The organism is Streptomyces sp. x-19 (assembly GCF_046549115.1).
In the GTDB taxonomy this organism is placed as follows: Bacteria; Actinomycetota; Actinomycetes; order Streptomycetales; family Streptomycetaceae; genus Streptomyces; species Streptomyces albulus_C.
Map to the genome: position 1 here is coordinate 158,450 of NZ_JAJPWK010000018.1, position 18,138 is coordinate 176,587.

An 18,138-nucleotide genomic window follows, 5' to 3' on the forward strand; every position below is an offset into this window, starting at 1 on the left:
ATGACTGACGAACGGCTGCCCCAGCTGCGTGCCTCCGACGCCGACCGCGAGCGGGTCGCCGAGATCCTGCGGGACGCCCTCGCCGAAGGCCGGCTGGACATGGCCGAGTTCGACGAGCGGTTCGACGCCACCTACCGGGCCCGCACCTACGGCGAACTGGAGCTGATCACCGCCGACCTGCCGGCGTCCACCCCGGCCCCGGCCCCGCTGTCGCTGCGCAAGGAGCCGGCGACCGGCGGCGCGGTGACGGCCTGGTCCGAGCGGATCACCGAGGGCGCCAAGGGCTCCACGACGGGCATCGCCGTCATGGGCGGCTTCGAGCGCAAGGGGCGGTGGACGATCGGGCGCCGGTTCACCGCGCTCTGCCTCATGGGCGGCGGCGAACTCGACCTGCGCGAGGCCAACTTCGCCGCCGGGGAGGTCGAGATCAGCGTCTGGACGCTGATGGGCGGGGTCAACGTCATCGTGCCGCCGGGCGTCGAGGTCGAGACCCGCGGACTGGGCATCATGGGCGGCTTCGACTCCCGGGAGGACGGGGTGCCGGGCGACCCCGGGGCGCCCCGGGTGATCGTCTCGGGGCTGGCCCTGATGGGCGGCGTCGGAGTGGAGCGCAAGCTGCCCAAGGAGGAGCAGCGGCGCATGAAGGCCGAGCGCCGGGAGGAGAAGCGGCGGCTCAGGCAGGACCGGCGCGAGCGCCGGGAACTGGACTGACCGGCCGCCGCCGCGGTCAGAGCGCGGCGGGGGCGACCTGCCGGAGGTGGTCGACGTCCACCGCGTCGGCCATCGCGCGGTAGCCGGTGTCGCTGGGGTGCAGGTGGTCCCCGGAGTCGTAGGCCGGCCGCAGGTGCAGCGGGTGCACCGGATCGCGCAGCGTCCGGTCGAAGTCGACCACCTCGTCGTAGACGGTGCCGGACCGGATCACGTGGTTGACCTGTTCGCGTACCGCGTTGAGCTGTCGGGAGTAGCCGCGGTGCCCGCCGAACGGGGTGAGGGTGGAGCCGGTGACCCGCAGCCCGTGGGCGTGCGCCCGGCGCACCACCTCCCGCATGCCCGCCACGATCTTCTGCGCGTCGAGCTGCCGCGGCGCCTTGAACAGGTCGTTGACGCCGATCTCGACCACCACCGCCTTCACCCCCGTACGGGACAGCGCGTCGCGGTCCAGGCGGGAGAGCAGGCTGGGCCCGTTGGTGGGGGAGAGGCGGTTGCTGTCGGTCAGCAGGCGGTTGCCGCTGATGCCGGCGTTGAGGACGCCGTAGCGGGGGGCGCCCGGCTCGTTGCGCAGCCGGGCGGCGAGGAAGTCGGTCCAGCGGTGGTTGGCGCCCGGCGTGGAGGTGATGCCGTCGGTGATCGAGTCGCCGATCGCCACCACCGCGCCGTGCGCCTGGGTGCTGAACACGTCCACGCCGGTCAGGTAGCGCCAGTAGGGGCTCTGCTCGGTGTAGGCGGTGCCGGCCGGGTCCTCGGTGCGGTCGCCGCGCGCCAGGTAGGACGTCTGGCGGGCGTACGGGTGGTAGGTGGCCGGTCCCGAGGGGGCCGGCGAGTAGGTGGTGACCAGCAGGTCGGCGTTGCCGGGGACGGCCAGCCGCACCGGGTCGCTGGTGATCTCGCCGCCGGCCGGGAGGGTCACCGACGGCTTCCCGTCGAAGGTGATCCGGTGCATGGTGCCGGCCGTGGCGATCGGGCTGCCGCTGCCCGCGGACAGCGCGAGCGAGGCGTGGCTGATCGCCAGCGGGCGGGTGCCGTAGAGGTTGGAGAGCCGGATCCGGGCGCTGGAGCCGCCGACGCTGGTGTGCACGACGTTGCGGATCGACATCTGGCCGTAGCCGTCCTGGGTGCCGGGCTCGGCCGACGCCGCGGCCGCCGACCAGGTGCCCACCCACTGCCCGGAGACCGCCGGCGCCGCCGAGGTCTGCGGTTCGTGCGGAGCCGTGCCGGGGATGCCGCGGGAGCCGCCGAAGCCGACGAGTATGCCGGCCGAGATCAGCAGCACCAGTGCCGCCAGGCCGGCGAGCAGGAGGAATCCCACACGTCTGGTCATGCCGCAGGCGTCTCCTGGGGCTGGCGGAGCGGCGTGCTCCGGGCGGACAGGGCACGGCGGGACGCGGGCGTCCGGACCGGGAAGGCCGGACGGCGGACGCCCGGTCGACGGCGGTGCCGTCGCGGTCCGGCCGGGGGTCCATGATCCCACGTACCCCCGGGGGGCCGCCTGCCGCCCCGGTCCGCCCCGGTCCGCCCCGGCGTCCGGGACACCGGGAACTCGTGGTGGGTTCCGGGAGTAGGGCACTGTGGGACACATACGGGCGTACGGCCGGTACGGACGGCTCCCGGCGCCCCGGGACGGACCGCGCGGTCCGGTCCGCGCCGTCCGCACGGCCGGCCCGGGCGGTGGCGGCCCGGACGGCGTACGGAAGGCGGGGGACACGGTGGGAGTGGTGGAGCGGATGGAACGCACCCAGACGGAGGGGCCGCGCGGGCCGCGGGCGGCACGGGCCGTGGAACCGGCAGCGGCCGGCGCCCCGGGCGGCCGGCCGGCACCCGGCGGCTTCGGCTACAGCGCCGCCGACGAGGACAAGCGGCGGGCCGTCCGTCGGATGAAGGCCCTGGCGACCGGTCTGCTGCTGGTCGTCGCCGTGGTGTACGCCCTGGCGAAGTGGGCCGGGGCGGCCGGCGCGGGCGGCTGGACCGGCTACGTCGCGGCGGCCGCCGAGGCCGGCATGGTCGGTGCGCTGGCCGACTGGTTCGCGGTCACCGCGCTGTTCAAGCGCCCCATGGGGCTGCCGATCCCGCACACCGCGATCATCCCCACCAAGAAGGACCAGCTCGGACAGAGCCTGGGCGACTTCGTCGGGGAGAACTTCCTCTCCGGGGACGTGGTCCGCCGCCGGCTGCGCTCGGTCGGCGTCGCCGCCCGGCTCGGCACCTGGCTCGCCGAGCCGCGCAACGCCGACCGGGTCACCGCCGAGCTGTCCACCGCGCTGCGCGGCGCGCTGACCGTGCTGCGCGACTCCGACGTCCAGGCGGTGGTCGGCGAGGCCATCACCCGCCGCGCCGACGCCAAGGAGATCGCGCCCGGCATCGGCTCCCTGCTGGAGAAGATCGTCGCCGAGGGCGGCCACGCGCGGGTGGTGGACCTGGTCTGCGCCCGCGCCCACGACTGGCTGGTCTACCACGGCGACTCGGTCGTCGCCGCGGTCTCCGGCGGTGCCCCCGGATGGACGCCGCGGTTCGTCGACCGCAAGGTCGGCGACCGCGTCTACAAGGAACTGCTGCGCTTCGTCACCGAGATGCGGGACATGCCCGACCACCCGGCGCGCGGCGCGGTGGACCGCTTCCTGACCGACTTCGCCAGCGACCTGCGCTCCGACCCGGGCACCCGCGAGAAGGTCGAGCGGCTCAAGTCCGAGGTGCTGGGCCGCGGCGAGGTGCAGGACCTGATCGCCTCCGCCTGGGGCGCGGTCCGCGCGATGATCGTGGCGGCCGCCGAGGACGAGCACAGCGAGCTGCGGCTCCGGGTGCGCGGGGCGCTGCTGTCCCTGGGCGGCCGGCTCGCGGCCGACGACCGGCTGCGCGACAAGGTCGACGGCTGGCTGGAGGGCGCCGCCGTCTACGTGGTGACGACGTACCAGGGCGAGATCACCGCACTGATCACCGACACCGTCGCCGGCTGGGACGCCGAGCACACCTCCAAGAAGATCGAGGCGCACATCGGCCGCGACCTGCAGTTCATCCGCATCAACGGCACGGTCGTCGGCGCCCTCGCCGGACTGTGCATCTACGCCGTCTCCCAGGCGTTCGGCGGCTGACCCCGGCCGGGCCCCGGGCCGCACGCCCGGACCGGACCCGCACCGACCCTGGCGGGCTGCGGCCCCAGGGCTTACGGTGCCCGCGTGCGGGAGCGGATACCGGTGGTCGTACAAGGGCGGCGGGGGCGGTACGGGCGCCGCCCGCCGGCCGTTCGGGCCCTGTGGACCGGCGCGGAACTGGCCGTCACGCTCGGCGTGGTGCTGCTGCTGTTCGTCGCCCACCAACTGTGGTGGACCAACCGCGTGGCCCAGGGCGCCGCCCGCGACGAGGTCGGCCAGTTGGAGCGGCGGTGGCGGGACGGGGCCGCGGCCGGACCGGTGCGCCGCCCGCCGGTGGCCGACACCGGCGCCGCGCGGCCGGCCGCGCCGGGCACCGCCGCGCCCACCACACCGCCGCTCGGCCCGGACACCACCCCGGCGGCCCCGCCCCGCGACCTCGCCTACGCGGTCCTGCGCATCCCCCGCATCGGCCTGACCGCCCCGGTCGCCGAGGGCATCGACCGCACCGCCGTCCTCAACCGCGGCTACGTCGGCCACTACCCGGGCACCGCGCAGCCCGGCGGAACGGGCAACACCGCGTTGGCCGGCCACCGCAACACCCACGGCGAGCCGTTCCGCCACCTGGACCGGCTGCGCCCCGGCGACACCGTCGTCGTGGACACCGCCCGGCTGCGCGCCACCTACGTGGTGCGCGCGACGCTGCCCGAGACCACGCCGGGCGACACCGGCGTGCTGGCGCCCGTTCCCCGCAGCACCGTCCACCCGGGTCACGGCTTCACCGCCCCGGGCGCGTACCTCACCCTGACCACCTGCACGCCCGAGTACACCTCCACCTACCGCCTGGTCGTCTGGGCCGTGTTGCGGACGGCGCAGCCGCGGTGAGCGCGGACCGCCGCCGACCGCCGAGGTCCCGCACCGGCCCACCGGCCGGTCGCCTAGGCTCTCCCCACGTGCGAAACCAGTCCCCCGGCGGCCCGCCCCCGGGATCCCGAAAGCGCCCCGCGCTGCTCTGGCTGCTGCTGCCGTATGTGCTGTTCCTGGTGGTGCTGCCGTTCGTCAACCGGGTCACGCCGACCGTCCTCGGCCTGCCGTTCCTCTTCTTCTGGATGCTGCTCGCGACCCTGCTGACCCCGGTGTCGGTGTGGCTGGCCCGCCGCGGCGACCGCCGGCGGGGCCACGGCCGGGCCGACGCACCGAGCGGGGGCCGCGCGTGAACGCCACCGTCTCCACCACGATCTTCGCCGCGTTCATGGTGCTGACCGTCGTCCTGGGGCTGCTCGCGGTCCGCGGCCGGCGCGGCGGCAACGGCTCCGGGGCGGGCCTCGCCGAGTGGTCGGTGGGCGGGCGCAGCCTGGGCACCGTCTTCATCTGGGTGCTGATGGCCGGTGAGAGCTACACCAGCTTCAGCTACCTCGGCGCGGCCGGCTGGGGCTACAACTTCGGCGCACCGGTGCTCTACGTCCTGGCCTACATGTCCTGCGGCTACGCGATCGGTTACGTCGTCGGCCCGATGCTGTGGGCCTACGCGCGCCGGCACGGGCTGGTCGGCATCACCGACATCATCGCCCACCGCTACCGCCGGCCCTGGCTCGGCGCCGCCGTCGCGGTCCTCGCCACGGTCTGCCTGCTGCCGTACATCCAGCTCCAGATCACCGGCATGGGCGTGGTCGTCTCGACCATCTCCTACGGCACGATCAGCCTCAACTGGGCCTACTTCATCGGCTTCGCGGTCACCACCGGCTTCGTCGTCGTCAGCGGACTGCGCGGCAGCGCCTGGGTGTCGGTTCTCAAGGACGTGCTGGTCATCGTCACCCTCGGATTCCTCGCGGTGTACGTGCCGCTGCACTACTTCGGCGGCTACGGCCCCTTCCTGGACCGGATCGTCGCCGAGAAGCCGCAGTGGCTGACCTTCCCCGGCCACGCCTCCGGCGGCCTGGGCCAGTCCTGGTTCGTGACCACCACCCTGATCAACTCCCTGACGGTGGTGATCTTCCCGACGACGGTGGCCGGCTACCTGGGCGCCCGCAACGCCGACGCGCTCCGCCGCAACGCGATGTACCTGCCGTTCTACAACGTGCTGTTGTTCGTGCCGATGCTGCTGGGGCTCGCGGCGCTGTTCGTCGTCCCGGGGCTGACCGGCGCCGGGTCCAACCTGGCGCTGTTCAAACTGGTCGTGGACTCGCTGCCGGCCTGGGCGGTCGGGGTGATCGGGGTGGCCGCGGCGCTCTCCTCGATCGTGCCGATGGCGGTCTTCATGCTGGTCATCGGCACGATGTGGGGCAGGAGCGTGCTGGGGGCGGTGCCCCGCCTGGCGTCCCGGCAGAAGACCTGGTCGCAGGTGGTCGTGGTGGTCGCCGGGGCGCTCGCGCTGCTGCTCACCTACACCGCGCCCACCACTTTGGTCCGCCTCTCCCTGATCTCCTACGAGGGCATGGCGCAGCTGGTGCCGATGCTGCTGTTGGGCCTGGTGTGGCGGCGGTTGACGATGTATGCGGCGGTCAGCGGCCTGGCCGCGGGCTTCGCCCTGGTGTGCGTCCTGGTCTTCGGCGGCCACGACCCGATCTGGGGCGTCAACGCCGGCATCGTCGGACTCGCCGTGAACGTCGTGGTGACGTTGGCGGTGACCTGGCTCGGCCCGCGGGAACGGGCAGACGACCGGCCGGACGCCGAAGTCCTGGCCCTGGAGGACGAGTTCCCCCGGGCCGGTACCGCCGCGGGCGACCCCCGCTGACGGACGGCCGCCGCGGCCCCGCGCCGCGGCGGCCGACCCCGCTCCCGCCGGGTGCCGCCACCTCCCGCCCCGCGGAACGCCGTTGACCGCCGCGCAGAACCCCTCGAACGGGTTGTCGCCCTCGCTCGTGCGTGCGGTTACCCTGGTACGCGAGGCGGTTCGCACCGCCGGCCGGTGGCCGACCACCGACGAGGCGCGGGGAGCGCGGGAAGGGGGACGCCGGATGTACCGCATCGCCGATGCCTGGCGGCTCTACACCAGTGCGCTGTTCTTCCTGCTGGCCGGACTCCTGCTCGCGCAGACCGGCCTGACGACGACCCTCGCCGCCGCCGCGACCGCCGCCGCGGTGCTGCTGCTGTGCAGCGCCCTCGCCCTGGCCGCCGCCGCCCGCCCGGTCCCACCGGGCCGCATACGCACGGCCATCCGCGACCGTGAACGCCGCACGGCGTTCCTGCCCCAGCGCGATCCCGACGCCGCCGGCCGTCCGCGCCCGCGAGCACCCGGCCGCCCCCTCCCGGCGGCCGCGTAGCCGCTCCGGCGCACTCCCCGCACGCCCGGCAGTCGCCCGATGCGTGTCCTGATCCTCCCCCGCTGCTGCGCCGGTGCGCGCCCGCGCGGTCCGTCACGCCGTATCTCCCGTTCGGCACGACGAGACCCGTGGAGGGCTCACCCATGTCCGTTTTCGACCTGCTCGGTGCTGCGCTGCAGCGCGGCGCCCAGGCCATCGAACCGCTCTTCGGCACCGCGGCCACCGCGGCCACCATCATCCTGTTCACCCTCGGCGTGCGCGCCGCCCTGCACCCGCTGGCCCGCGCGGCGGCCCGGGGCGAGAAGGCCCGCGCCGCCCTCGCCCCGCAACTCGCCGCCCTCCAGCGCAAGCACCGCGGCGACCGGGAGCGGCTCCAACAGGCGACGGCCGACCTGTACGCCGACTCCGGCTCCTCGCCGCTGGCCGGGTGCCTGCCGACGCTGCTCCAACTCCCGGTCTTCTTCGTGATGTACCACCTCTTCTCCACCGGGAACGGCACGCTGCTCGACCACACCCTGCTGGGCGCGCCGCTGGGCGGCTCCTGGCGCCAGGCGCTCGCCGACGGCGGGCCGGTCGGGCCGCACGGCCTGGTCTACCTCGCGCTGTTCGCCCTGATCGCGGCCGTCGCCACCTGGAACTACCGGCGGGCCAGGGCGGCGGCGGGCACGGCCCCGACGCCCGCGGCGGGCACCGCCGCGCCCGGCCTGGGCGTCGTGAACAAGCTGATGCCGCTGCTGTCCTTCGGCACGCTGATCACCGTGGCGGTGGTGCCGTTGGCCGCCGCGCTCTACGTGGTGACCAGCACGACCTGGACGGCGTGCGAGCGGGCCCTGCTGCACCGCGACCGCCGGCCCGCGACGGCGCCCGAGCCGGCGACGGCCCCGGAACCGGCGGCGCAGGCCCCGCGGCCCGCGCGCCGGAGCGGCCCCAAGACGCATGCCGCGCGGCAGCAGGCGGCCCGCGCCCGGGCCAACGCCGCGGCCCGGACGGGCGCGTCGGACCGGCCGGCCGACCCGGACCACCGTGCCGTCGGCACCGACCCGATCGTTATTACCCCTCAGTAACGGTCCAGTCCGTGAACGGGGTCTTGCGGAGTGGACCACCTTCTTGGAGGATCGGCCAAATCGCTCGATGGCCGTCCCCCATCGGCCGGCCTGCGAGACCCCTCCCAGGCCGACCCTTCGACCACGGGAGTTGTAACGATGAAGCTGCTGCGTGTCGGAAAAGTGGGGGCGGAACGCCCGGCGCTGCTCGACGAGGCCGGCGTGCTGCGAGACCTGTCGGGCCTGGTCCCGGACGTCGACGGCGCCCTGCTCGCGGACGACGCCGCGCTGACCCGGGTGCGGGCCGCCGCGGCCGCCGGCGACCTGCCCGCACTGGACGCCACCGGACTCCGCGTCGGCCCGCCCGTCGCCCGGATCGGCAAGGTCGTGTGCATCGGGCTGAACTACCACGACCACGCGCGGGAGACCGGGGCGGCCACCCCCGAGGAGCCGATCATCTTCATGAAGGCCCCGGACACCGTCGTCGGCCCCGACGACGCGGTCCTCGTGCCGCGCGGCAGCGTGAAGACTGACTGGGAGGTCGAACTGGCCGTCGTCATCGGCCGGACCGCCCGCTACCTGGAGACCGACGAGCAGGCACTGGCGGCCGTGGCCGGCTACACGGTGGCACACGACGTCTCCGAGCGGGCCTTCCAGATCGAGCGCGGCGGCCAATGGGACAAGGGCAAGAACTGCGAGACGTTCAACCCGCTCGGCCCGTGGCTGGTCACCGCCGACGAGGTACCGGACCCCCAGGCACTGGGCGTCCGACTCTGGGTCAACGGCGAACTGAAGCAGGACGGCACGACCGCCGAACAGATCTTCCCGGTGGCCGAAGTGGTCCGCTACGTCAGCCAGTTCATGACGCTCTACCCGGGCGACGTCATCAACACCGGCACCCCGGCCGGAGTGGCGATGGGCCAACCCGAACCCAAGCCGTACCTTCGGGCCGGCGACGTCGTGGAACTGGAAATCGACGGCCTGGGCCGCCAGCGGCAGGAGCTGCGCTCGGCCTGATCCCACGTTGTTGGCTTCCCGATGCTCGTAACGGGGACTTCTGTGACGGGCCTGAGAGTGCCCCGCCCGGGGACGGCCCGGACGGGGCGGGGTCGTGCGGCGCTAGCGGGTGCGGATCACGTCGTCAGGGGTCGGTCCCGCGCCGAGTTGTGCGGCGTGGTCGGGACAGGCATACAGCGTCGTCCCGGGGCCGCTGCTGCTCTCGATCCAGCGGACAGGCACGGGGGCGCGAGTGATCGTCTTGCACTCGATGCACAGCGCCACAATGCCGGACAGGGTGCCGGGGAACGCTTCCTCGGCGATCATGCGGCCACCCCAGCAGCGATAGCGGCGGAGTGGGATCCCTCGAAAACGTACGGGTAGTCCTCGGCGAACATCTCCGCAGCGGCGAGAGCCCTCCGCCGTTCGCACACGGTGCGGAGGTTCAGAGTGATCTCCGTGCTGACATAGGGGCGGATCGGGCGCGATTCCTCGCCGGAGATGGGCGTGTGCCGTTCGATCACGTGCTGTGGTGTGGGAGTCGTCCAGGGCTTCGACCATGGGCTGACTGGTGCGGGCTCGGGGGCGGGCTGGCCGGTGAGAAATGCGGCCGTGTGGCGTCCAGGCTCGGGCCGGTGGGTCCCGGGGAGTAAGGCGAGCACCCAGTAGAGGGCGCGGGCGATAGCATCGCGCATGGTCGTTTCAGCTCCTCGGTAGCTGTTGCGGCGAGCCCCGGCGGACCGCGTAGGACCGGTCTTCCGGGGCGCTTTGTTTTTGGTGCTTCGTGAGACGTTAGAGCAACTGGTCTAACTGGTCTAGATGGTCCACTGGTCTAAGTCGCCGGTAAGTGTCCAGTTGTCTACGCTTCGGCCATGCCCGAGCACCCACAGCGGAACCCGCACGCGCCGTACATGACCGTCCTGGACGCACTCGCGGCTGAAATCAAAGCGGGCAGGATCAAGCCGGGCGAGAAAATCCCTTCGGACGCCGAGCTGGTCCAGCGCTTCGGGGTGGCCCGGATGACCGCTCGCCGGGCCGTGGGGGTGCTCCGTGAGCGGGGGCTCGTTCGCACCGAGTGGGGCCGGGGAACCTTCGTAGTCGATCCCGGCGAGCGTGAGGATGGAGACACGCAGGGGGAGCAGTGACATGAAAGCCCCGCCCATGCGCCATGGGGTAGCGCACAGGCGGGGCCAGTCAGACGCAGGGTGTTGACTCAGCTCAGCCAACAGTCCACTGATAGTTGCAGTCCATGCATGTGAACGTCTTGCCGTCGTACGTGACGACGCTGCAGCTGCCGCAGTTGCTACAGCTTGAGTTTCGCAGGATGAGGGCGGATCGAATTGCCATGTACAACCGCTTCATCACGCTCACCTCTCTGACTCACTCGTACTCGTCGGGTGCGCCTCCGTGCTGGTCCTGAGGCCACGCAACTCGGCAGTCCAGGCAGGTGAATCGCCAGAACATCTCCCCGGTATCGGGGTGCCGCGCTTCGGACAGGATGACGTGGATGTCGTAGCACTTGACGCACCGAACTGGCGGGTTTTTCGGGGCATATGGGCGGTAGGTGTCGCTCATGGTGTCACTCTGTCGGCACAGTCGCCCACGCCGCAACTGGCGTTTCATCCTCTCTGCGTAGGTGATGTGTTGGCACCCGACCGACCGCCCCTTATCTGTTGACGACGACCGGTCGGGCGTTGTGCCCCGCTCCCCGACACCCCAGAAACTGCCAGGGAGCGGGAGATCATTTGAGACTGCCCGCAGCCAGCAAGGCGAAGAGAAGGCCGACGCCTCCCCCGACGCACAGGGCGAGGGCGAGTCCAACGAGCCAGCCGTCCCCCGTGATCCGGGTACGCCTCCGCCTCCCCGTCATCTGCGGGCCGCCCTGAGGATGCGCGCTAGGCGTTCCGCCGTGTGCGGGCCGACCGTACCGAGCTGGACACCGTTGCCGGTTTCGGCGAGCTCGGAGAGATGTAGGTTCGTGTCCGCGATAGCCATGCGTAGGTCTCTCAGTGCCGCCTCGATCACGTCTTGGGCGTAGCGAGCGTTGGTCGTCATCACTGCTCCTGGTGCTCCGGGTGGCGCTTCATCTCGACGTTGCAGTCGGACACCTTTGCCATGTCGCCCCGCTTCCGCGCTTCCTCCCGCTGATCCGCCAGTGCTCCGCAGATGTCACAGCCGGGCGCCGGTTTCGGCTCGGGGCCGGGCACTCCGAGGTAGACAGGCGGGGTCAGGCGCCGCTCCGGGGTGTCATCGCGGTACATGGGCGTCATCTGTTCGAGCCTCCGTGTGTCCCGGCGACCGGGGCCGGGAACCTTCCGGGTAGGCATCCCAGGTTTGCGCTTCATGGGCGCGGAGCGACAGGGTTTCGGGCATCACAACTGATATGTGATGAGGGGAAGTTGGCTTTGGCTCAGTCGTCCAGCAGTTCGGGATCTTCTTACGGCGAAGAGGTTCGCGCATGGCGAATCATGCGCGGCATGAGTCAGCGTGAGCTAGGGGCGGGTGCGAAGTACGGACAGTCGTACGTAGCTATGGTGGAGAAAGGGGATCGTGTTGGTTCCCAAGGATTCGCGGAACACTGCGACCGGGTGTTCGGAACTCCGGGAACCTTCAAGCGACACTGGAAGCGCGCCAGCAGGCGCGGACACCCCGAGTGGTTCGAGCCGTACCTCGACCTTGAAGCCGTAGCCACGCACGTTCTGGATTTCAGCGCCTATCTCGTCATGGGGATATTGCAAACCGAGAGGTATGCGCATGCACTCTTCCGTGCGTCCTTCCCGCGTGACACTCCAGCGGCGACGACCGAGAAGGTGCAGGCCCGGTTGCAGCGCCGTGACGTGCTGGACAGGGATAATCCCCCACTGCTGTGGGTGATCCTGGACGAGTCATGCCTACGGCGTGTTGTCGGCGGCCCGGAGGTCATGCGGGAGCAAGTGGTCTACCTGGTGGAGGCGGCCGAGTCACCCCATGTCACCCTTCAAGTGCTCCCATTCGACACGGGGGCACCACCGGCGGGTGAGCCGTTCACCTTGCTCCAGTTCGAGGACCGACCCACCACCCTTTACACGGAAGCACTGGGCATGGGACGGGTCATCGACTCGGCCACGATGGTGGAGAAGGCCAGCGGGCACTACGACCGGTTGCGCGCTGACGCTCTCTCGCCGGAGAACACGTTGATTGAGCTGCACAAGGTGATGGAGGAGCTACCAAGATGAGCACCACCGCTGATCTCTCCGGCGTGGAGTGGGTTAAGTCGAGTTACAGCAGCGGAGAGGGCGGGCAGTGCCTCGAATGGGCTCCCTCTCACGCATCTACCGGCCTCGTCCCGGTCCGTGACAGCAAGGACCCGCACGGTCCGGCGCTGGCCTTTCCGACGCTCGCGTGGCAGGTGTTCGTGGGCCAGGTGAAGTCAGGGCCCTACCCGACCCTGTAAGGCTGGCAGACCGGCCGCTAGCCCCTCGGAAACACCAATGGCCCCGGCTCCCTCCCGTGACGGAAGGAACCGGGGCTTCAACATGCGCTGTTGCGGTGTGGTCGGCGCTGGGAGTGGACGGCATGGGGTTGTGACTCATCATGAGTCGAAGCTCTTCCCCCGGTCAGCCCCAGATATCCGAGCCGTCGTCGTCCTTGGGTTCCGGTGCGGTGATCGCCGAGCGGGCACTCGGCGAGGCTCTAACACACCTGCATGTCATGCGAGTTGGGCGTGATGCTATCCCGCAGCAGCATGCCGACCAGGAGGACGGACCGGCGCGTGAAGAGTGTGGCGTTCGGTCGGCCACGTCCGATTAGAGGCACACCATGTGCCTCAAACTCTTCGCGACCATTCAACACACGCAGTCCGTTTGCGCCCAGCTCCTCGCGGTGCCGCTGCACCAGGACCCGAATCGTGTTCGGCTCCACACCGTAGAACGCGGCAACCCCCGCCCGGTCCACGTGCACACCGTCCGGCAGGAGCGTCAGTGCCGCAACGTCTTCCCGTACCCGTACATACGAAAAGCCCCGTACCGGCCCAGCAGTAGGGCGGGCACGGGGCCAACGTTTCGGATCAGAATCCGTGCCGAGCACGGGCAGCGTGGATGCCACGCTCACTCGTGGTCATACGTCCCTTCTCCGCCGTGCGCACGGCTTCCAACTCCTGGAGCTCAGTGGGCAGTCGGAGCGACTTCATGAGCGTGTTGAACGTGGAACGGTGAGCCCGTATCTCAGCGAACAGCGGGTTGGCTACCGTCTGCCCCATGCTGCCCTTGACGGTCGCCGGGGCATCCGCCGCTGCGTCCTCCAGCCTCACGAGCTCATCCAGGGTCGTCGCAGCCCGAATCACCATCTGCCACTCGTGTTCATCGAGTCGGAACTGACGGGACAGACCATCGACAAACCGCAGCGAGGCAGGATCGTCGTCCTTGGCGAGACGGGTAGGAAGCGGCTCGATCAGACGCTCAGCCATACCAATACACCTCCTTTCTCAAAAAACGGGGTGCGAAATTTAGCATGCAGGGGAAGAGACGCTATTTGCCACCGCTCGGGGTTGCATACGGAGGGAGTCCGGGGGGACGGTCATCAGACGCGACTCACTGCCTTCAATCGAAGTGAAATTACTTCTGGCTCTTCTTTAGGTTGAATGGAATCATTCGAGTCGCATCGAGAATTACTGAACCACAAAGCGAGTCAACGATAGACACATCCGACTTTACGTCAGCGCTGTAATCGATCGTCGCGCGGATCGCGTAACCGTTGAAGGTCTGCGAACTCGACTTGCCTGCACCCTCGTTCACGTACGGCGCGCGATTGGCCAGCGCGAACGCCGTCCGATGGTACGCAATAGCTCCCGTCAGGTACGGCGACACGATCACGCGGAACCCGAACAGCGTCCCGATCTCGGCACGTTCGAGCATCGAATCATCCCCCGACGCATCCACACGCTGAAGCTGCTCCACGTCCAGCAGGGCCCCATAAACATCTGGACCCACCGCTAGGAAACGGTCCCCCGGCTCGACTTCGCGCCGCACAAACTCAGCGGCAGCGGCAGCAATGGCCTTGAGCGGATTCGCCGGATCGATGATGACAGCATCCGCCGAATCAGCCTGGGCGTTCATGAGCGCGGCGAGGTTCTTCTCGATATAACGGGCGACCGAATCGAGCTGCGGCATGAGAACCTGCGCGCCGAAATTCCGGATGTCCAGCGTCATGTCACGGGTGCCAAGCTTCGCCGCGTCGGTCGGCTCATCGGTCAGCTTGACGTGAGCAATTCCCTCCTCTACGTCCACGAATTCGGTGGTTCCGGTGTAGTCCTTGGCGGTGCGCTGCTTCGGCAGACGGACGCCCACAACGGAGCCTCGGCCGCCAATAAACTCCGCCTCAGCGTCGCGGTAGACCGTGGCGCCGAGGACGGTTTGGCGGGAGAGGAGACCGAGTGCAGCGGATGCCACCTCGTCGATCTGGAATGCGTTGTTCATGCGGTGCCTTTCTGGTTGGTGGTTACGGGTTCTTGAAGCGATGGATTACGGCGGTGGCGAGCCTCATCGGGTCAAGCTGTGTGTCGCCGCTTGCGTCTGCGCCTGCGCCTACCGACGGCTTGGGCCGGGACTTCACCAATGGCCGGGCCGGGGCGAGCGCCTGGGCGAGTTGGGCCGCGTCGGCTGCGAGGTCCTCGGGTGTCTCCCCCTTCAGCCGGTCGGCGTGGGCCAGCGGGATACCGGCCTTCTCGGCTGCCTCGTAGCGCGCCAACTTGGCCCGGAACGTGGACAGTTCGGACTGCACGTCCGCCAGCTCAGCGCGCAGCTGCGCTGCTACCGGTCCGCCGTAGTCGGCGTATCGCTCGTCGCCCTCGCGCGCCTTCTTCTCCGCGTGGTCACCCACGACGTCACTCACGCTCTTCACTGTGTGGGTGGTGTCCGGCGTGCGTTCACTCGCCTCGGTGGCGCTCACTCGGCCCGGTTCGTTGTCCGTCGTAGTCATTTCTGGGCCTTCCTTGAGTAGGTAATCGCGGCGTTGACCGGCCGTCCGGCGTCTCGAAGTCGCTACCGCTCCTTCTGGCGTGCGACAAAAGGTGTCATCAGGGGCGTGAGTCATTCCGTTGCCGACCGGAAAACAAGAAAAGCCCCGTACCGGCACTCAGTGCTGAACCCCGGCCAGGGTGGTACAGCACGAGCAACCCGGTACGGGGCTCTAGCGGACGTATACCGGTCCGCGCGGTGGATAAGGTCAACGCGTGGAAAACCTGGCCGGACGCGTCGGGAAGGGTTCGCGGTCCGCGTCCGCCTGATCTTGAGGGGTACGCGGAACTCACCTTCCCTACTTGCACTAGAGGGGAAGGGATTCCAGCCCGGTGGCAGCAAGGGGAGGGGGTGACGAAGTGACGAGGTGATGCCCGGTTCGGCATTGCTCCCATAGAGCTTGATTAGAGATGTATGGATGGAACCCAAGTAGTCGTCACCTCGTCACTTCGTCACCCATGAGTGACTTACAGTGCTGATTGGTGACCGAGTGTGCCTAGGGGTGACGAAGTGACGAGATGACGGGGGGTTCGGCATTGCTGCCATAGAGCTTGATTAGAGATGTATGGATGGAACCCAAGTAGTCGTCATTTCGTCACTTCGTCACCCATGGGCGACTTGCAGTGCTGTTTGGTGGCCAAGCGTGCCTGGAATCGCTTGCGTTCGGCATCCTCGCTGTGACGCTCGCCGCGACGAGCCCCCAATGCTCGTGTGCGGCCGTCTGCGGGCATGCGAAAGCCCCGGCGGGCTTCTCGGCCGACCGGGGCTGTTCAGGCTATTAGGCGGCTGTTGCCAGTGTTTGTAGGGACAGGTTGCGGTGCCTTTCCGTCTCCGGTGTCGGCGCATGGTCAGGGTTGTATTCCGCTGCGAGGTCTGCGGCCATGCTTGCGAATTCATCGATGGCAGGATCGAGGTACCCGGTGATGGTGAAATTCACCCGCCGTAGGTCCAGCGTGCGCCATCCTCCCTTGATGCCGCGCTTGATCTCCAGGCGTGCGCCCGCGTCGATGAGCATGGCACGCTTCCCGGCATTGTCGGCTGCGTGCCATTCGTCGGCGAACGTGCGGCCGGTGGGGGTGACCTCGCGTCGGGCTTCGGTCTTCTCCCTCGACTCCAGCTCGGCCAGACGGGCGTCAAGGGCGTCCGCGCGGCGCTGCCACTCCGCTTGCGCTGCCTTGGATTTCTGGCGTCCCTTCTGGGCCTGGTGTTCTGCGAACTCTGCGGCTGTGGCGTCGATTTCGGGCTGAGGGTCGTATCCGGGGACTTCTGTGACGCGCGTGAGCTGCAACGGTCCGGCAAGCCGTAGGAACTCGGCTGTTACGTATTCGTCCACCCATGCGGCTCGGATGGTGACCGGGGCTGGGCAGTACGTGCCGTACTTGTACGAGCTGCACCCGTAGGCACCTGCCCGCTTGTTGAGATACATGCGGGACCCGCACCCCTTGCAGTGGATCACCCGCAGCAGCAACGCCGTGGAATCCTTGCGCGTGGGCACCTTCTCCGCTGTGGGTTTGGGTGCCAGCAGTGCGCCGATCTGGTCGAACTCTTCGCGAGTCACGATCGGGGTTTCGGTGGCCATGACGGGGTTGCCCTGGGCGTCGCGGACCGGCTTACCGTTGTGCAGCTTCCAGCCGAGCAGGGCAGGGCTGGTCAGCATTTCTACGATGCGCTGACCACGCCACGGCGTGGGCTTCTTCTTCGGCGCGTCCGTCTCGGTGTCGCCCTCGATGTCGGTGGTGCCCTTGAGCCGGGCTTTGTACGCCCGCCAGTACACGGAGGGCGACAGAACGCCGTCCTTGTTGAGCATGAGCGCGATAGCGCGCGGGCTCTTGCCCTCCAGCAGCGCCGCAATGATCCGTTCGATCACCTTCACGGCGTAGGGGTCGGGCACCAACGTCCAGCCGACCCCGCCATGCTCCTTGGGCATGGGGGCGGGGAGATAGCCGTACGGGGGACGACCACCGCCGCGCCAGCGCAGTGCCATGGTTCGCATGGCTGCCTGTGCGCCGGTGACGCGGTCGCTGATGCTTTGCGACTCCACCTGTGCGGCAAAGGCAAGCATCATCATCATGAGTTCGGATGTGGGGTCCATGGGGTTGCGGAAGTCGAAGACCAGCCGGCCCCCGCCAATCCCCTCGGCGAAAACGAGCATCTTGCGATGGGCCCGTGCCCACTTCGCAAGCTCGTGCATGTCGCCCATGGACCGGATGGCCCGGTCGAAGCGCCACCACACCAGCGCATCGAAAGCTTCCGGCCGGGCGAGCCAGCCGCCGAGCTGCGGACGATCGAACGGGCCGATCTTCGAGGCGGACACGTCCAGGTCGACGGCTTCGCGGAGTGCGTCACCCTCGCCGAAGTCGATCCCGAGCGCTGACGCGGCTATGTCGTCGGCTTCACGCTGCCGCTCGGGGCTGGTTGTCTCATCCGTCCGGACCGACAGACGGATGCACCGGACCCCACGCAGGGTCTCGGCGAACACGGTTCCTACAGTTGCACGGTTCTCCACACTCTCTGTGGGAGCGCAAGGGATTCCCGCACCGGGGCTGACCTGCGTAAATGCTGCGGCTTCGTGCGACTGCTTGACCAGCGTGGACGCCACCACGGGTGATCACTCCAGAACTATGACTCTGGAGCATCGGGGCTTTCCCGCCGTGGGGGTTTCGCTTTTGCGCCTGCGGCGCGGGCGTTGTCCGCTGCGCGGGGCTGTTGGGTGCCGGTGGCGGGCCGGAGGGGGTGGTGTGCAGGACTGCTGCGCTTTACGTCCTGCACACCACCCCCTCCGGCCCGCCCCCTCCCGTTGAGGGTGGGGGAAAGACGGGTGGGTGGGGGCCGAGGTCCGGCGGGTCGGTGCCGGCCAGCACCGTGGACGCGCTCACACAGGTGAAACCTCTGGGTACGTCCATGCATGTGAATCCACACCCACGGAGCCGCAGGAACCCACCAACACAAGCCCCAACCCACCCCTTTCCACCCACTCACGGGAGGGGACGGGTTGGCGGGTGGTGGGGTGCCCGGACGTAAAGCGCAGCAGTCCGGGCACCCC

21 protein-coding genes are annotated in these 18,138 nt (G+C 69.5%); 11 read left to right on the forward strand and 10 right to left on the reverse strand.

Annotated elements, in window-relative coordinates:
* Entirely contained in the window at nucleotides 1-711 is a 711-nt protein-coding gene (locus ACLJT4_RS31040; RefSeq protein WP_411127333.1) for a DUF1707 domain-containing protein, read from the forward strand.
* 16 nt (nucleotides 712-727) lie between these two features.
* Here ACLJT4_RS31040 and ACLJT4_RS31045 read toward each other — a convergent pair whose 3' ends face one another.
* Complete coding sequence (locus tag ACLJT4_RS31045; protein WP_411127335.1) at nucleotides 728-2,038, reverse strand: SGNH/GDSL hydrolase family protein; 1,311 nt, start codon at nucleotides 2,036-2,038, stop codon at nucleotides 728-730.
* 403 nt (nucleotides 2,039-2,441) lie between these two features.
* Here ACLJT4_RS31045 and ACLJT4_RS31050 point away from each other — a divergent pair, with 403 nt between their 5' ends.
* The 7 genes from ACLJT4_RS31050 to ACLJT4_RS31080 all read left to right on the forward strand — a co-directional run bounded on the left by ACLJT4_RS31050 (nucleotide 2,442) and on the right by ACLJT4_RS31080 (nucleotide 9,123).
* Nucleotides 2,442-3,803, forward strand: coding sequence for a DUF445 domain-containing protein (locus ACLJT4_RS31050; RefSeq protein WP_411127337.1), 1,362 nt, complete (start codon nucleotides 2,442-2,444; stop codon nucleotides 3,801-3,803).
* 84 nt (nucleotides 3,804-3,887) lie between these two features.
* Complete coding sequence (locus tag ACLJT4_RS31055; protein ID WP_411127339.1) at nucleotides 3,888-4,685, forward strand: class E sortase; 798 nt, start codon at nucleotides 3,888-3,890, stop codon at nucleotides 4,683-4,685.
* A 68-nt stretch (nucleotides 4,686-4,753) separates the two neighbouring features.
* Nucleotides 4,754-5,017, forward strand: a complete 264-nt coding sequence (locus ACLJT4_RS31060; protein WP_235217394.1) for a DUF3311 domain-containing protein — start codon at nucleotides 4,754-4,756, stop codon at nucleotides 5,015-5,017.
* Complete coding sequence (locus tag ACLJT4_RS31065; protein ID WP_402062889.1) at nucleotides 5,014-6,534, forward strand: sodium:solute symporter; 1,521 nt, start codon at nucleotides 5,014-5,016, stop codon at nucleotides 6,532-6,534. The genes ACLJT4_RS31060 and ACLJT4_RS31065 overlap by 4 nt, the downstream gene beginning before the upstream one ends.
* A gap of 223 nt (nucleotides 6,535-6,757) precedes the next feature.
* On the forward strand, nucleotides 6,758-7,063 hold the full coding sequence (locus ACLJT4_RS31070; protein WP_411127342.1) for a DUF6412 domain-containing protein: 306 nt from the start codon (nucleotides 6,758-6,760) through the stop codon (nucleotides 7,061-7,063).
* A gap of 143 nt (nucleotides 7,064-7,206) precedes the next feature.
* Nucleotides 7,207-8,127, forward strand: a complete 921-nt coding sequence (locus ACLJT4_RS31075; RefSeq protein WP_411127344.1) for a YidC/Oxa1 family membrane protein insertase — start codon at nucleotides 7,207-7,209, stop codon at nucleotides 8,125-8,127.
* A gap of 138 nt (nucleotides 8,128-8,265) precedes the next feature.
* Complete coding sequence (locus tag ACLJT4_RS31080; RefSeq protein WP_411127346.1) at nucleotides 8,266-9,123, forward strand: fumarylacetoacetate hydrolase family protein; 858 nt, start codon at nucleotides 8,266-8,268, stop codon at nucleotides 9,121-9,123.
* 102 nt (nucleotides 9,124-9,225) lie between these two features.
* Here the strand turns inward: ACLJT4_RS31080 and ACLJT4_RS31085 are convergent, their stop codons facing one another.
* The gene (locus tag ACLJT4_RS31085) at nucleotides 9,226-9,429 is read right to left on the reverse strand and encodes a hypothetical protein (protein WP_411127348.1); all 204 of its coding nucleotides are present in this window, start codon (nucleotides 9,427-9,429) and stop codon (nucleotides 9,226-9,228) included.
* Nucleotides 9,426-9,797 (reverse strand): hypothetical protein, encoded by a 372-nt coding sequence (locus tag ACLJT4_RS31090; protein ID WP_411127350.1) that lies wholly within the window; start codon nucleotides 9,795-9,797, stop codon nucleotides 9,426-9,428. Before ACLJT4_RS31090 ends, ACLJT4_RS31085 begins: the two co-directional genes overlap by 4 nt.
* Before the next feature lie 177 nt (nucleotides 9,798-9,974).
* On the opposite strand from ACLJT4_RS31090, the gene ACLJT4_RS31095 reads away from it, so the two are divergent.
* Entirely contained in the window at nucleotides 9,975-10,247 is a 273-nt protein-coding gene (locus ACLJT4_RS31095; protein WP_411127352.1) for a GntR family transcriptional regulator, read from the forward strand.
* Nucleotides 10,248-10,482: 235 nt separating this feature from the next.
* On the opposite strand, the gene ACLJT4_RS31100 is transcribed toward ACLJT4_RS31095, so the two are convergent.
* The 3 genes from ACLJT4_RS31100 to ACLJT4_RS31110 all read right to left on the reverse strand — a co-directional run bounded on the left by ACLJT4_RS31100 (nucleotide 10,483) and on the right by ACLJT4_RS31110 (nucleotide 11,372).
* A complete protein-coding gene (locus ACLJT4_RS31100; protein ID WP_411127354.1) occupies nucleotides 10,483-10,677 on the reverse strand; it encodes a hypothetical protein in 195 nt (64 codons plus the stop codon).
* A 291-nt stretch (nucleotides 10,678-10,968) separates the two neighbouring features.
* Nucleotides 10,969-11,157 carry a hypothetical protein gene (locus ACLJT4_RS31105; RefSeq protein ID WP_411127356.1) on the reverse strand — a complete coding sequence of 63 codons (189 nt, stop codon included), beginning with the start codon at nucleotides 11,155-11,157 and terminating at the stop codon, nucleotides 10,969-10,971.
* Nucleotides 11,157-11,372 (reverse strand): hypothetical protein, encoded by a 216-nt coding sequence (locus ACLJT4_RS31110; RefSeq protein WP_411127358.1) that lies wholly within the window; start codon nucleotides 11,370-11,372, stop codon nucleotides 11,157-11,159. The genes ACLJT4_RS31105 and ACLJT4_RS31110 overlap by 1 nt, the downstream gene beginning before the upstream one ends.
* 135 nt (nucleotides 11,373-11,507) lie before the next feature.
* Between ACLJT4_RS31110 and ACLJT4_RS31115 the strand changes: the two genes are divergently transcribed.
* Nucleotides 11,508-12,317 carry a helix-turn-helix domain-containing protein gene (locus ACLJT4_RS31115; protein ID WP_411127381.1) on the forward strand — a complete coding sequence of 270 codons (810 nt, stop codon included), beginning with the start codon at nucleotides 11,508-11,510 and terminating at the stop codon, nucleotides 12,315-12,317.
* Complete coding sequence (locus ACLJT4_RS31120) at nucleotides 12,314-12,535, forward strand: DUF397 domain-containing protein (protein ID WP_411127360.1); 222 nt, start codon at nucleotides 12,314-12,316, stop codon at nucleotides 12,533-12,535. Before ACLJT4_RS31115 ends, ACLJT4_RS31120 begins: the two co-directional genes overlap by 4 nt.
* Nucleotides 12,536-13,147: 612 nt before the next feature.
* Here the strand turns inward: ACLJT4_RS31120 and ACLJT4_RS31125 are convergent.
* The 4 genes from ACLJT4_RS31125 to ACLJT4_RS31140 all read right to left on the reverse strand — a co-directional run bounded on the left by ACLJT4_RS31125 (nucleotide 13,148) and on the right by ACLJT4_RS31140 (nucleotide 17,574).
* On the reverse strand, nucleotides 13,148-13,546 hold the full coding sequence (locus tag ACLJT4_RS31125; protein WP_411127362.1) for a hypothetical protein: 399 nt from the start codon (nucleotides 13,544-13,546) through the stop codon (nucleotides 13,148-13,150).
* 148 nt (nucleotides 13,547-13,694) lie between these two features.
* Complete coding sequence (locus tag ACLJT4_RS31130; RefSeq protein WP_411127364.1) at nucleotides 13,695-14,555, reverse strand: P22 phage major capsid protein family protein; 861 nt, start codon at nucleotides 14,553-14,555, stop codon at nucleotides 13,695-13,697.
* A gap of 22 nt (nucleotides 14,556-14,577) precedes the next feature.
* Nucleotides 14,578-14,970, reverse strand: coding sequence for a hypothetical protein (locus ACLJT4_RS31135; RefSeq protein ID WP_411127366.1), 393 nt, complete (start codon nucleotides 14,968-14,970; stop codon nucleotides 14,578-14,580).
* Nucleotides 14,971-15,873: 903 nt separating this feature from the next.
* Nucleotides 15,874-17,574: a recombinase family protein gene (locus tag ACLJT4_RS31140; protein WP_411127368.1), complete on the reverse strand. Its 1,701-nt coding sequence runs from the start codon at nucleotides 17,572-17,574 to the stop codon at nucleotides 15,874-15,876.
* Nucleotides 17,575-18,138: the final 564 nt, after the last annotated feature.

Bases quoted from the DNA above. Each gene is read 5' to 3' on its own strand.
- ACLJT4_RS31070 (WP_411127342.1), top strand. From the start codon at position 6,758: ATGTACCGCATCGCCGATGCCTGGCGGCTCTACACCAGTGCGCTGTTC.
- ACLJT4_RS31125 (WP_411127362.1), bottom strand. From the start codon at position 13,546: ATGGCTGAGCGTCTGATCGAGCCGCTTCCTACCCGTCTCGCCAAGGAC.
- ACLJT4_RS31075 (WP_411127344.1), top strand. From the start codon at position 7,207: ATGTCCGTTTTCGACCTGCTCGGTGCTGCGCTGCAGCGCGGCGCCCAG.
- ACLJT4_RS31045 (WP_411127335.1), bottom strand. From the start codon at position 2,038: ATGACCAGACGTGTGGGATTCCTCCTGCTCGCCGGCCTGGCGGCACTG.
- ACLJT4_RS31120 (WP_411127360.1), top strand. From the start codon at position 12,314: ATGAGCACCACCGCTGATCTCTCCGGCGTGGAGTGGGTTAAGTCGAGT.
- ACLJT4_RS31040 (WP_411127333.1), top strand. From the start codon at position 1: ATGACTGACGAACGGCTGCCCCAGCTGCGTGCCTCCGACGCCGACCGC.
- ACLJT4_RS31100 (WP_411127354.1), bottom strand. From the start codon at position 10,677: ATGAGCGACACCTACCGCCCATATGCCCCGAAAAACCCGCCAGTTCGG.
- ACLJT4_RS31105 (WP_411127356.1), bottom strand. From the start codon at position 11,157: ATGACGACCAACGCTCGCTACGCCCAAGACGTGATCGAGGCGGCACTG.
- ACLJT4_RS31130 (WP_411127364.1), bottom strand. From the start codon at position 14,555: ATGAACAACGCATTCCAGATCGACGAGGTGGCATCCGCTGCACTCGGT.
- ACLJT4_RS31085 (WP_411127348.1), bottom strand. From the start codon at position 9,429: ATGATCGCCGAGGAAGCGTTCCCCGGCACCCTGTCCGGCATTGTGGCG.
- ACLJT4_RS31090 (WP_411127350.1), bottom strand. From the start codon at position 9,797: ATGCGCGATGCTATCGCCCGCGCCCTCTACTGGGTGCTCGCCTTACTC.
- ACLJT4_RS31095 (WP_411127352.1), top strand. From the start codon at position 9,975: ATGCCCGAGCACCCACAGCGGAACCCGCACGCGCCGTACATGACCGTC.
- ACLJT4_RS31050 (WP_411127337.1), top strand. From the start codon at position 2,442: ATGGAACGCACCCAGACGGAGGGGCCGCGCGGGCCGCGGGCGGCACGG.
- ACLJT4_RS31080 (WP_411127346.1), top strand. From the start codon at position 8,266: ATGAAGCTGCTGCGTGTCGGAAAAGTGGGGGCGGAACGCCCGGCGCTG.
- ACLJT4_RS31110 (WP_411127358.1), bottom strand. From the start codon at position 11,372: ATGACGCCCATGTACCGCGATGACACCCCGGAGCGGCGCCTGACCCCG.